Origin of the sequence: Enterobacter sp. CRENT-193 (genome assembly GCF_002787395.1) — a bacterium.
Lineage (GTDB): Bacteria > Pseudomonadota > Gammaproteobacteria > Enterobacterales > Enterobacteriaceae > Enterobacter > Enterobacter hormaechei_C.
In genome coordinates, this window is record NZ_CP024812.1 from 4,013,158 (window position 1) to 4,025,494 (window position 12,337).

Annotated in this window: 11 protein-coding genes; 1 reads left to right on the plus strand and 10 read right to left on the minus strand. The window is 55.3% G+C overall.

The annotated features are described in order from the left end of the window. Positions 1-82: 82 nt before the first annotated feature. Complete coding sequence (gene elyC / locus CU081_RS20115) at positions 83-862, plus strand: envelope biogenesis factor ElyC (RefSeq protein ID WP_003858214.1); 780 nt, start codon at positions 83-85, stop codon at positions 860-862. Here the strand turns inward: elyC and CU081_RS20120 are convergent. The 10 genes from CU081_RS20120 to cmk all read right to left on the minus strand — a co-directional run bounded on the left by CU081_RS20120 (position 839) and on the right by cmk (position 12,282). After that, positions 839-1,732, minus strand: coding sequence for a YcbJ family phosphotransferase (locus CU081_RS20120; protein ID WP_003858216.1), 894 nt, complete (start codon positions 1,730-1,732; stop codon positions 839-841). The genes elyC and CU081_RS20120 overlap by 24 nt on opposite strands. Positions 1,733-1,875: 143 nt before the next feature. Next, positions 1,876-2,622: a 3-deoxy-manno-octulosonate cytidylyltransferase gene (gene kdsB / locus CU081_RS20125; RefSeq protein ID WP_003858218.1), complete on the minus strand. Its 747-nt coding sequence runs from the start codon at positions 2,620-2,622 to the stop codon at positions 1,876-1,878. Then, complete coding sequence (ycaR, locus tag CU081_RS20130; protein WP_003858220.1) at positions 2,619-2,801, minus strand: protein YcaR; 183 nt, start codon at positions 2,799-2,801, stop codon at positions 2,619-2,621. The genes kdsB and ycaR overlap by 4 nt, the downstream gene beginning before the upstream one ends. Positions 2,802-2,846: 45 nt before the next feature. Next, positions 2,847-4,076 carry a winged helix-turn-helix domain-containing protein gene (locus CU081_RS20135; protein ID WP_022650726.1) on the minus strand — a complete coding sequence of 410 codons (1,230 nt, stop codon included), beginning with the start codon at positions 4,074-4,076 and terminating at the stop codon, positions 2,847-2,849. Between the two features lie 43 nt (positions 4,077-4,119). Further along, positions 4,120-5,097, minus strand: a complete 978-nt coding sequence (gene lpxK, locus CU081_RS20140; RefSeq protein WP_022650725.1) for a tetraacyldisaccharide 4'-kinase — start codon at positions 5,095-5,097, stop codon at positions 4,120-4,122. Beyond that, positions 5,094-6,842, minus strand: a complete 1,749-nt coding sequence (gene msbA / locus CU081_RS20145; RefSeq protein ID WP_003858227.1) for a lipid A ABC transporter ATP-binding protein/permease MsbA — start codon at positions 6,840-6,842, stop codon at positions 5,094-5,096. The genes lpxK and msbA overlap by 4 nt, the downstream gene beginning before the upstream one ends. Before the next feature lie 36 nt (positions 6,843-6,878). Continuing rightward, positions 6,879-9,143 carry a ComEC family protein gene (locus CU081_RS20150; protein WP_058647429.1) on the minus strand — a complete coding sequence of 755 codons (2,265 nt, stop codon included), beginning with the start codon at positions 9,141-9,143 and terminating at the stop codon, positions 6,879-6,881. Between the two features lie 212 nt (positions 9,144-9,355). Next, positions 9,356-9,643, minus strand: a complete 288-nt coding sequence (ihfB, locus tag CU081_RS20155) for an integration host factor subunit beta (RefSeq protein ID WP_003858233.1) — start codon at positions 9,641-9,643, stop codon at positions 9,356-9,358. Positions 9,644-9,813: 170 nt separating this feature from the next. Beyond that, positions 9,814-11,487, minus strand: coding sequence for a 30S ribosomal protein S1 (gene rpsA / locus CU081_RS20160; RefSeq protein WP_003858235.1), 1,674 nt, complete (start codon positions 11,485-11,487; stop codon positions 9,814-9,816). Between the two features lie 111 nt (positions 11,488-11,598). Further along, complete coding sequence (gene cmk, locus CU081_RS20165; protein WP_022650723.1) at positions 11,599-12,282, minus strand: (d)CMP kinase; 684 nt, start codon at positions 12,280-12,282, stop codon at positions 11,599-11,601. Positions 12,283-12,337 lie beyond the last annotated feature (55 nt).

Consider the following 12,337-nt stretch of genomic DNA (forward strand, 5'->3'; position numbering starts at 1 on the left):
ACACCCGCGCGGAGAATGAACCACTCTGGTGTAATATCACCGACAATCGCCTGCTGTATGGTTAAAAAAGGAACCAAAAAGGATGCTTTTTACCCTAAAAAAATATATCGGAGGCATGATGCTTCCCCTTCCCCTGCTGTTGCTTCTCATCGCGCTGGGGCTGGCAATGATATGGTTTAGCCGCTTTCAGAAAAGCGGTAAATCCCTCGTTACCGTGGGCTGGCTGGCGCTGCTGTTACTCAGCCTGCAACCGGTCGCTGACGGTTTATTACGTCCGATTGAAAACACCTACCCGACGTGGCAGGGAAATCAGAAGGTGGGCTATATCGTGGTGCTGGGCGGCGGGTATACCTGGGATCCGAACTGGGCGCCCAGCTCGAACCTGATCAACAACAGCCTGCCGCGCCTGAACGAGGGGATTCGCCTGTGGCTGGCCAATCCTGGATCGAAGATGATCTTCACGGGCGCAGCGGCAAAAACCAACCCGGTCAGTACCGCTGAAGCAGGAGCAAGAGTGGCTGAATCGCTTGGCGTACCGCGTTCCGCCATCATCACGCTGGATAGCCCAAAAGATACCGAAGAAGAGGCGGCGGCGGTGAAACAGGCCATCGGTGATGTACCGTTCCTGCTGGTGACCTCTGCTTCACACCTGCCGCGCGCAATGATTTTCTTTGAGAAGCAGGGCCTGCATCCGCTTCCTGCTCCGGCAAACCAGATGGCTATTGACGCCCCGCTCAATCCGTGGGAACGGATAATCCCGTCCCCGGTATGGCTGATGCACAGCGACCGCGTCGGCTACGAGACGCTTGGCCGTCTGTGGCAGTGGCTTAAGGGTTCGTCAGGCAAGCCAGGGCAGGAGTGATTTTGCGGCCAGATCGAAACTGGCGCGATTAAAGCGCCCGGTGTTGACCAGTTGCGCCACCTCATCCCAGAGAAGATAGAGCCAGCGTCGCCAGAGAAAGGCCTCCGCAACAGGGGCGCGCTGGAGATAGTGCCAGAGCAAATCTTCCGCCGCCCCGCCCTCGCTCAGCCTGAACAGTTCGTACTCGCGCGGCGCCCAGAGCATGATCCCCGGCCCGACCATCGCCAGCAGTTGGTCGCTGCGCGAGTCTTTAAGCATACTGCGTAGCGTGAAGTTGCCGTGAACCAGCACGCAGTTGTCGTTAAAACCCTCAAACAGCGTCGGCAGACATTCCCGGGTGCGGAACAGAATACGTTTGTCCTGCATCGTTAAGCCGGTGTTGTTGAACTGGTTCAGCGTGCCCCACAGCACTTCGACACGCTGGCGATACCACAGCGGCCACAGGTTTTCCTGGGTGCTGTCTACCGCGCCAACAAGACCCCGGCTGTCCTGCCGATGCCAGGCAAGCAGAGCCTCGACAATCTGATCTTTCAGCTGTTCCCAGCGCTCCGGTGTACGCGTCGGGGCTTCAACAGAAACCCCGCGTAAACGCTCGATAAGCAGAACATCCGGGCCGGGATGCTCCTCATGGGTCATCACGCCGTAGACCGTCGGCATACGGACAGTCCCTTCCCGCGCAAGCATTGACATTTTCCAGGCCAGCTGTCTGGCGACGCCCGGCGAGGTAAAACTTCTGGCCATCAGCGGCATGGGGTTTCCCTGACTGTCATACAACGACCAGAGTGCGGTATCGGCCTTTTCATTCACGCATTCCACCCGGCTTAGCTTTTCGCCAAGGAGATGGCTGAGTTCAGCACGCAGCTGTTCCATATGAGATTACCCCCATTAAGACTACTGCTTTTATAATGAGCGCGCGAAACCCGGATGTCACCCGGTAGAGATCAATAATGAAAAAGAAAAGGAAAATCGCCTGGCGGGAGAGCATCCCCCCCAGACGAGGGGATGCCAGCGAATTAACGCATTTCGACGCGTACGCGCTCGAGATCTTCAGGGGTATCCACGCCGGTGCCGGGGATTTCCTGGGCAACCGCAACGTGAATTTTCTCGCCGTACCACAGCACGCGAAGCTGTTCGAGCATTTCAATATGCTCCAGCGGGCTTGGTGCCCAGGCGACGTAGCGACGAATAAAGCCGGCGCGGTAGCCGTAAATACCGATGTGGCGCAGGAAGGTTTCGCCGATTGTCTCTTTCGATTGCGCGAAACGATCGCGATCCCACGGAATGGTGGCGCGGGAGAAATAGAGCGCGTAGCCCTCTGCGTCCATGACCACTTTCACCGCATTCGGATTGAACGCCTCTTCAGCGTGGTGAATCGGCACCGCGAGGGTTGCCATCCCGACCTGACGCCGAGCCAGGTTGTCGGCCACCTGACGGATAATCGCCGCCGGGATCATCGGCTCATCGCCCTGCACGTTCACAATCACCGTCTCGTCGCTGAAACCGCATTTTTCGACGACTTCCGCCAGGCGCTCGGTGCCTGACTGATGATCGGCACGGGTCATGCACACTTCCCCACCCGCGGCCTCAACCGCTCGCGCGACATCCGGGTGATCGGTGGCGACGATGACACGTCCGGCGCCCGATTCGCGTGCCCGTTCAAGGACATGCACAATCATCGGTTTGCCATTGATATCCACCAGCGGTTTACCTGGCAGGCGCGTTGAAGCATAACGCGCAGGGATAATGACAACAAAACTCATGGTTTGATCTCTTCTGCCACCAGTGAACGGGCTTCATTTTCCAGCAGGACCGGAATACCGTCACGCAGCGGGAACGCCAGGCTGTCCAGTTTGCAAATCAGCTCTTGTTTATCCTGGCTGTAATACAGTTTGCCGTTGCACACCGGGCAGGCAATAATTTCTAGTAAACGGTGATCCATAGTTCCTCCGTATGGGTAATCGCTAAAGCTTATCACATTCCCTTTTCAGGGAGTGTCTGTTTCCCAGCCATCTCGACAGGTCGCAAACAGCTCCACAGGCACGCGACCGAGTACAATTTCATGCGCCCCCTGCCAGCGCGCAAATTCACTGAGCGCAGTCGTTAACCCTTTTTCCAGGCCAGCCGTCACCTTTATGCCCTCTTCCAGCCAGAGCGCGATAATTTCAAGCATGCCGGTTTTACGGTGCATTTTAGCGTCCATGCGCCCGACAAGCTGTCCTTTGTGCAGCAGCGGCAAAACAAAATAACCATACTGACGCCTGGGCGCCGGGGTGTAGCATTCCAGACGGTAGCTGAAATCAAACAGCTGTTCGGCCCGCTTTCTGTCCCAGACAACGGGGTCGAACGGCGACAGCACGGCACTGTGGGTCGCCTGGAGTTTGCCCTCCTGCGCCTGCGCCAGCAGAGGGAACAAATCCGCATGCAGCCACATTTCACCTAACGACTCTACCGAGACCGGCATAACGCGCTGTTCGCGCTGCCACGTTTCGAGCAGTGGTTTTAGCTGCGGCTGACGCAGACGATAATAATCCGCCAGCCACTGCGGGCGGAAGATGCCAAGGCTGCGGGCGCTGTTCCCGAGCATGATGGCTTCGGCTACCTCCTGAGACAGCAGGTCACGCGTATCGTCCCAGTGAGGCATAACGCGGTGCGTGAGGTCATAGACGCGCTGAAAGTTGCGGCGCTCGACCACCATCACTTTGCCCGACGTAAACAGCCCTTCAAGATGGCGTTTGTGCGGTTTCCACTCCCACCATCCGCTGGCGCCTTTTCGCGGGTGTTCAAAATCCGCGGAGCGTACCGGACCGTTTTTCTGAATATGGGCAATCAGTTGTTCTATTTCATCCGCGTGTTCCACCATCCACTCCTGGCGGTATTTCCAGCCCATTTTGTCCGGGGCGAGCATGCGGTGACGCACCAGTGCAAAATCGCTGCGCGGGAGAAAACAGGCTTCATGCGCCCAGTATTCCATCAGTTCGCCCTGACTCAGCGCATTATCCAGCCACTGCGGAGGATAGTTTCCCAGGCGGCTAAACAGGACCAGATACGGGCTACGCGCCACGATGTTAATGGTGTCGATTTGCAGCAACGACATGCGTTGCACGGTAGAGAGGATATCAGCTGGCTGCGCGCGGCGGCGGGGCTTTTTCAGAAGCCCCTGGGCGGCAAGATGCAGGTTTCGTGCGGCTGCAAGTGAGAGTTGCGGTAGAGACATGCGTTTTCCTGTCAGTCAAAGCGCCACCGGAACCGCGTAGAAGTTACGGCACTAACGCGAGCAGTTCCTTGAGCAAATGTTCCGGCTGTTCGCCGCTGAGTTCAGCGTCAACCGGCAGATACCACCAGTTTTCTTTCGCAAAGGCCCGGCATTTTACCGCGTCTTTTTCCGTCATGATCAGCGTCTGGCCCGGCGCTGCCAGCCTTTCAACCTCTTCGGCAATTAACGCCTGGTGATCGGCCAGCGGCACCCGTTTTTCCAGCCGCGCGCCGCACTGCTCCAGCGTTGCGAAGAAACGCGGCGGATGACCTATACCGGCCATCGCAACCAGATGTTCCAGTTGCGCGACATCTTTACGCTCGCCGGTCAGCATATTTACGGCCTGTCCGGGACGAAGAAGCATTGGGATTTCGACCGCTCTGGCTTCACCACCGTTCACAATCACGGCATCGACGGTTTTCAGGCGCGACGCACGCTCGCGCATTGGACCGGCTGGAAGCCACCAGCCGTTGCCAAAACGCCGCACACCGTCAATGACCACGATCTCTTTATCACGCGCCAGCGCGTAATGCTGCAAACCATCATCGGTAATGATGATTTGTACATCATGCTCCGCAAGCAGTGCCTTCACGGCATCACTGCGCACCGGCGATACCGCAACCGGCGCGCCTGTACGCTGGTAAATCAGTACCGGCTCATCACCGGCTTCAGCGGTTGTCGTAGCTGGGCTCAGCACCAGTGGATACTGCGCCGCTTTACCACCGTAACCGCGTGAGACAACTCCCGGGCGGATACCGCGCCTCTGGAGCTGCTCTACCAGCCAGATCACCACCGGGGTTTTGCCGTTTCCACCCGCCGTCAGGTTGCCGACCACCACTACCGGTACCGGTGCGCGCCAGGCGCGCTTGATCCCAAGGCGGTAAAGCAGACGAATAGCACCGCTCACCAGGCCATACAGCCAGGAGAGCGGGAGAAGCAGCACCCACAGAGGGGATTCACCCGACCAGATGCGTGCAATCATTGACCGAACTGCATTTTATGAAGCTGCGCGTAAACACCACGCTGTTCCAGCAGGTCCGCATGGCTGCCGCGTTCAACGATCACGCCATCTTCCACCACCACGATTTCGTCAGCCTGTTCGATGGTCGACAGACGGTGCGCGATAACCAGCGAGGTACGGTTTTTCTGTAATTCATCCAGAGCAGACTGGATAGCGCGTTCAGATTCCGTATCCAGTGCGGACGTTGCTTCATCGAGGATCAGAATCGGACTGTTGCGCAGCAGCGCACGGGCAATCGCGATACGCTGACGCTGACCACCGGAGAGCAGCACCCCGTTTTCGCCAATGATCGTATCCAGACCGTTATCCATTTTGTTAATGAAGTCCATCGCATAGGCCATACGCGCCGCATTCTCGATCTCTTCACGGCTGTACTCTTCGGTACGGGCATACGCAATGTTGTTCGCCACCGTATCGTTGAACAGATGCACGTTCTGCGATACCAGCGCGACCTGGTTACGCAGCGACTGGAGGGTATATTCCCGCAGGTCGTGACCATCAAGCAGGATCTCGCCCTGGTCGATATCGTAGAAACGGGTAATCAGGCTGGCAATGGTCGACTTGCCCGAACCGGAACGACCGACCAGCGCGACGGTTTTACCCGCCGGGATGGACAGGCTGATATCACGCAGCGCCGGCACTTCACGGCCTGGATAGGTAAAGGTCACGTTACGGAATTCCAGGTCGCCTTTAGCGCGCTCGATCACGCGTGTACCTTCATCTTTTTCCTGTTCGGAATCGAGGATGCTGAACAGCGTCTGACAGGCTGCCATCCCGCGCTGGAACTGGGCGTTGACGTTAGTCAGCGATTTCAGCGGACGCATCAGCGCGATCATGGATGAGAACACCACGGTAATGGTACCCGCAGTCAGGGTTTCCATGACGCTCGGGAAGCTTGCGGCATACAGGACGAAGGCCAGGGCCAGAGAGGCAATCAGCTGAATGATCGGATCGGAAATCGACGAGGCCGATACCATTTTCATCCCTTGCAGACGCATTCTGTTGCTGACCTTGTCAAAGCGTTTGGTTTCGACTTCCTGACCGCCGAAGATCAACACTTCCTTATGGCCTTTCAGCATCTGCTCGGCGCTGGTAGTCACCTGCCCCATCGTATTCTGCATATTTTTACTGATGTTGCGAAAACGCTTTGATACCACGCGGATCGCGATGGAGACAATCGGCGCCAGCACAATAAGGATCAGCGACAGTTGCCAGCTGTAATAGAACATCATCGCGAACAGGCCGATGATGGATGCGCCTTCACGCACAACGGTAATCAGTGCGCTGGAAGAGGACGACGCAACCTGCTCTGAATCGTAGGTAATACGCGACAGCAGGGTACCGGTTGACTGCTTGTCAAAGAATGAGACCGGCATCCCCATCATATGGCTGAATAACCGACGGCGCATGGTCATCACCACTTTACCGGATACCCAGGAGATGCAGTAGCTGGATACATAGCTGGAGATTCCGCGTAAGATCATCAGCCCAATAACCACCAGCGGCATCCATAGCAGCACTGAACGATCCGTTTTACCGAAACCGTCATCCAGTAACGGTTTGAGAAGCGATAACATAAACGTATCGCTGGCTGCGTTGAGGATTAACGCTACGCCCGCCACGATCAAGCCTGCTTTGAAAGGAGCAATCATCGGCCAGAGCCGGCGGAACGTTTGCCACGTGGAGAGATCTTTGTCGTTATGCATTCAAAAAACCAGCATTTGTTGAAATAGCCGCATATTCTACCCGTTATCTACGGGCGCGCCAAACCACTGATGATACCAACGCGGTAAATAGTGTTCACGTAAGCGGCGAATTTGCCGACTTTGGTGCGAAAACGTCACAGATATCTGTCCGGACTGCGGAGTATCAAGCCAGAGATATCCCTCAGTTCGATAGCGCCTGACTACTTTGATGGAAGGGAAACGCCACGCGTTATAGCGGGCCATTGAGGCCAGCGAAACCTGTCCCTCCACACGCTGTAGCAGCGGTGTTGAAGATGACGTGTTACTTCCATGATGCGGCACCTGAATCAGTGTAGACGCTAGTTGACGCCAGCGGTGGCTCAGCATTGCCAGTTCTGCCTGCCCTTCAATATCTCCGGTCAGTAAAACGCTTTGTTCGCCGTCATCGATTTTTACCACGCAGGAGCGGTTGTTACCTTTTGCCGAGGTATTTTCGGGTGGCCAGTGCACGGAGAACGTTAAACCCCGCCACTGCCATCGCTCTCCACGAAAGCAAGGAAGATGCCCGGCCCAGGATAAGGGGCTTCTGATCCACATTGCGGGCCAGGCAGCTTTTAGCGATGCCAGTCCCCCCGCGTGGTCGAGATGTTCATGGCTCAGGATCACCCCTTCCGGCCTCAGATGATGCCAGCGTAGCCAGGGGATAATCAGCTGCTGCCCGCTGTCCCCACCGGGCCATGCCAACCCAGTGTCATACAGAATGGCCTTCCCGTGACGCTCAATGACCATCGCCAGCCCCTGCCCTACATCCAGCATATGCAGGGACCAGCTGTCTGTTTTGGCCCTGTGCCAGAGGGGAAATGCCAGCACCACGCTGCCTGCCAGACAGACTGCGGGTATTGCGCTGAAGGCCCTGAATCGCCAGCCAATGATCAGCAGCCATGGCAGTAACGTCAGGTATTGCCAGCGTTCATCAACGTCCTGCCAGCCATTCGGTAAACGCATCAATAGCCAGAAAAGCCCTGGCAGAGATTTATCGGCAGCCAGCCAGACGATACTTTCCAGCGTCGCCACCGGAAACAGATGCAGAAACATGCCGAGCAGGATCAGCGGAACTGAGATAAACGTGACCAGAGGAACGGCAAACAGATTCGCCGCCAGCGAGGAGAGACTGAAACCATGGAAAATCAGCACCTGAAGCGGCAACAGAAGCAGCAGCATACCGACCTGCAAATACAACAGCGTAACCAGCGGCCGCAGGCACCGGCCACGTTGCCAGAGCGGGAGAGGCAACCACTGATACCAAAAAATAAGCGCGGCGACCGCAAACGCTGATAGCGCCAGGCTTTGTGACAGGACCGCCAGTGGATCGAAAACCAAGATCGCCGCCACGCAGGTAAGCCATACCTGCCAGGGCGACCACTGGCGACCGCTCATTTTTAACACCGCCAGTACCACAAGCGCGATAACCGTGCGCAGCGCAGGCGGCTGTAAGCCTGTTAGCCATGCGTAAAACGCGGCAAAAATCAGCCCTGCCAGCAAGGGGATTTGCCAGATAATCCAGCGGCCCGGCAGGAAGAACTGGATGCCTCGCGCCAGAAACCAGATGACAGAAGCGGCCAGCGCAATATGCAATCCCGAGATTGCCATCAGATGCATCGTTCCGGTCTCACGCATCAGGTTTTTTATCTCCCGCGAGACCGACAGCCGCTCCCCCATTCCCAGCCCCAGTATCACGGGTCCCCACTGATATGCTGAAAGCGTACTCTGTAGTGATGTCAGGTACTGCGCACGCAGGCTACAGCCTTCGTCAACGAGCGCCGCATGGGTAAACCGTCCACTCAGCGTCTGATGTCGGGCAAAGGCATTTTTCTGTGAATCATAGCCGCCATCGTTGAGTTCTCCGTGTACCGCCCTGAGCCGCAGGGTCATTGCCCAGCGTTGACCCACGCAGACGTTTTGCGGCAGATAGTTGCCATACAGCGCCACGCCCATGGCAGCCCACACACGTTCTCCATTGAGGCTGACAATCCTTCCCTGATGCATCGTTGCGCCGTCCGTTTCGGTAATGACCACCTCGGCCTGCTGCGGAACTTTCGTTAAATGGTTCATCGGCCACACGCTTTCCTGAGCGGCCAGGATCCCCCAGCACATAAAAAGCAATGCGAGGCCTGAAAACCTGAGCCATTTTCTCTGCTGTACTGATAACGCAATTCCTGCGGCAATCAGCAACCAGACAATATGCAAATCTGGCAAAACGGGTAACCAATAGAGCGGGATTATGGCCAGAATGGCGCACATGCTGATAACGTGGATCCCCATCTTCACCTCCATGTTTCAGGCGATTATGCGGCGGGACTGATGCGTCGTCAGACAGAAAAGGCGTGATTTACAGCGGACGCTGCAACGTTTTTTAGCGTTTACAGTAAAGAGAAAATTTAAATGCGGCGCGTATTCAGAAATGCAGGGGCGGGATACAAAAAAAGCACCCTAAGGTGCTTTCTTTAAACTCAGTTTAACCCTGATGATTAAACTCAGTTACCGTAAATATTGGCGCGATCGCGCAGTTCTTTACCCGGCTTAAAGTGCGGAACATACTTTCCTTCCAGCTCCACTTTATCGCCAGTCTTCGGGTTACGCCCGGTACGTGGTGCACGATAGTGCAGGGAAAAACTACCGAAACCGCGGATTTCAATGCGCTCGCCCTGGGCAAGAGTGGTAGCCATATGCTCCAGCATCTCTTTAACGGCATCTTCCACAGCCTTGGCAGGGATATGCGGTTGCTGACTGGCAAGTCTTTCAATCAATTCTGACTTGGTCATGATTCCTCCGGTTCCTTTCAAACCCATTAGCTGAACAGCTTATTAAACAAGGGCGGCCGTAGCCGCCCTTTGTTATTGATTACAGGACGAATCCTGCAATCTGTCAAGTCTGCTCTCCATCCTTCGCGCTGTAAATGCGTTACAGCTCAAATGATGGTGCGAACCTGAACTTACTCGCCTTTAGCTGCTTTGAAAGCTTCAGCCATTGCGTTGTTAGAGAAGTTTGCATCTTCCTGTTTGTTCACAGTTGCGATTGCATCTTTCTCATCAGCTTCGTCTTTAGCACGAACAGACAGGCTGATTGCACGGTTCTTACGGTCAACACCGGTGAACTTAGCTTCAACGTCGTCACCAACGCTCAGAACCAGAGTTGCATCTTCAACGCGGTCACGTGAAGCTTCGGAAGCGCGCAGGTAACCTTCAACGCCGTCAGCCAGTTCTACGGTTGCGCCTTTAGCGTCAACAGCAGTCACTTTACCGTTTACGATTGCGCCTTTCTTGTTCAGTGCAACCCAGTTGTTGAACGGATCTTCTGCAAGCTGTTTAACGCCCAGGGAGATACGCTCACGCTCTGCGTCAACTTGCAGAACAACTGCTGCGATTTCGTCGCCTTTTTTGTATTCACGAACTGCTTCTTCGCCTGCAACGTTCCAGGAGATGTCAGACAGGTGAACCAGGCCATCGATGCCGCCGTCCAGGCCGATGAAGATACCGAAGTCAGTGATAGACTTGATTTTACCTTCAACACGGTCACCCTTGTTGTGGGTTTCCGCGAACTGCTGCCATGGGTTGTTTTTGCACTGCTTCAGGCCCAGGGAGATACGACGACGTTCTTCGTCGATATCCAGAACCATCACTTCCACTACATCACCAACGTTAACAACTTTGGATGGGTGGATGTTTTTGTTGGTCCAGTCCATTTCGGAAACGTGCACCAGACCTTCAACGCCTTCTTCGATTTCAACGAAGCAGCCGTAGTCAGTCAGGTTGGTTACGCGACCAGTCAGTTTAGTACCTTCTGGGTAACGCTTAGCGATAGCTACCCATGGATCTTCGCCCAGCTGTTTCAGGCCGAGGGATACACGAGTACGCTCGCGGTCGAACTTCAGCACTTTAACAGTGATTTCGTCGCCCACGTTCACGATTTCGCTTGGGTGCTTAACGCGTTTCCACGCCATGTCGGTGATGTGCAGCAGGCCATCAACGCCGCCCAGGTCAACGAATGCGCCGTAGTCAGTGAGGTTCTTAACGATACCTTTGACTTCCATGCCTTCCTGCAGGTTTTCCAGCAGCTGATCGCGTTCTGCGCTGTTTTCGGATTCGATAACGGCACGACGGGAAACAACAACGTTGTTACGCTTCTGGTCCAGCTTGATTACTTTGAACTCAAGCTCTTTGCCTTCGAGGTGCAGGGTGTCACGGACTGGACGAACGTCTACCAGAGAACCTGGCAGGAACGCACGAATACCATTCAGCTCAACAGTGAAGCCACCTTTAACTTTGCCGTTGATAACACCGACCACAGTTTCAGCTTCTTCGTAAGCTTTTTCCAGCGTGATCCATGCTTCGTGACGTTTAGCTTTCTCACGAGACAGCAGGGTTTCGCCGAAGCCGTCTTCTACTGCGTCCAGAGCAACGTCAACTTCGTCACCTACCTGGATTTCCAGCTCGCCCTGGGCGTTTTTGAACTGCTCAGCCGGGATGGCAGACTCAGATTTCAGACCGGCGTCAACCAGTACAACGTCTTTGTCGATAGCAACAACAACGCCACGAACGATGGAACCCGGACGGGTTTCGATTTCTTTTAAGGATTCTTCAAACAGTTGAGCAAAAGATTCAGTCATGTTTAATCTTCAGGTTAATATTAACGTCCACCTGGCTCCGTGCCGGATGGGGTTGTTTCACATACCCGCCGTCAATCCATTGCAGCGGGGGTACTGCTAAATCGGTCGCGATTACGCGAGTGCCAGTTTTTGGCGCGCATATTGTAGCGCTTTTTCAATCACTTGCTCAATAGTTAAACTGGTTGAATCCAGCACTAATGCGTCTTGCGCGGGAACAAGTGGTGCGACGGCGCGGTTACGATCGCGGTCATCGCGCTCTTTTATCTCGGATAAAAGGCGATCAAAGTTAACACTAAACCCCTTTTCCTGCAACTGAAGCATGCGGCGATGGGCACGTTCTTCTGAAGAGGCGTCAAGGAAAATTTTCACTGGCGCTTCAGGGAATACCACGGTTCCCATGTCGCGGCCGTCGGCGATCAGCCCCGGCGCTTCACGGAAACCGCGCTGGCGACGTAACAGCGCTTCACGAACGCGTGGGAAAGCCGCCACCTGAGAGGCCGCATTGGCCACTTCCTGGGTACGGATTTCACCGCTGACATCTTCCCCTTCCAGGATCACTTCAAGGTTGCCATCGGTCGAGACAAAGCGCACATCCAGATGCGCAGCCAGCGGTACCAGCGCTTCTTCAGACGCAACATCCACATGATGATGCAGCGCAGCCAGCGCCAGCACGCGATAGATTGCTCCCGAATCTAAAAGATGCCATTGCAATGCTTCCGCCATCGCTTTGCACAGAGTACCTTTCCCTGCGCCACTTGGCCCATCAATGGTGATTACCGGGGCAATTGCCGTCATCTTTTTCTCCTTAATTAAGGCATACCGTTTACATGAACGCCGCGCATTATACGCG

Bases quoted from the DNA above. Each gene is read 5' to 3' on its own strand.
- CU081_RS20135 (WP_022650726.1), bottom strand. From the start codon at position 4,076: ATGTCTCTACCGCAACTCTCACTTGCAGCCGCACGAAACCTGCATCTT.
- elyC (WP_003858214.1), top strand. From the start codon at position 83: ATGCTTTTTACCCTAAAAAAATATATCGGAGGCATGATGCTTCCCCTT.
- lpxK (WP_022650725.1), bottom strand. From the start codon at position 5,097: ATGATTGCACGCATCTGGTCGGGTGAATCCCCTCTGTGGGTGCTGCTT.
- kdsB (WP_003858218.1), bottom strand. From the start codon at position 2,622: ATGAGTTTTGTTGTCATTATCCCTGCGCGTTATGCTTCAACGCGCCTG.
- CU081_RS20150 (WP_058647429.1), bottom strand. From the start codon at position 9,143: ATGGGGATCCACGTTATCAGCATGTGCGCCATTCTGGCCATAATCCCG.
- ihfB (WP_003858233.1), bottom strand. From the start codon at position 9,643: ATGACCAAGTCAGAATTGATTGAAAGACTTGCCAGTCAGCAACCGCAT.
- ycaR (WP_003858220.1), bottom strand. From the start codon at position 2,801: ATGGATCACCGTTTACTAGAAATTATTGCCTGCCCGGTGTGCAACGGC.
- rpsA (WP_003858235.1), bottom strand. From the start codon at position 11,487: ATGACTGAATCTTTTGCTCAACTGTTTGAAGAATCCTTAAAAGAAATC.
- cmk (WP_022650723.1), bottom strand. From the start codon at position 12,282: ATGACGGCAATTGCCCCGGTAATCACCATTGATGGGCCAAGTGGCGCA.
- msbA (WP_003858227.1), bottom strand. From the start codon at position 6,842: ATGCATAACGACAAAGATCTCTCCACGTGGCAAACGTTCCGCCGGCTC.
- CU081_RS20120 (WP_003858216.1), bottom strand. From the start codon at position 1,732: ATGGAACAGCTGCGTGCTGAACTCAGCCATCTCCTTGGCGAAAAGCTA.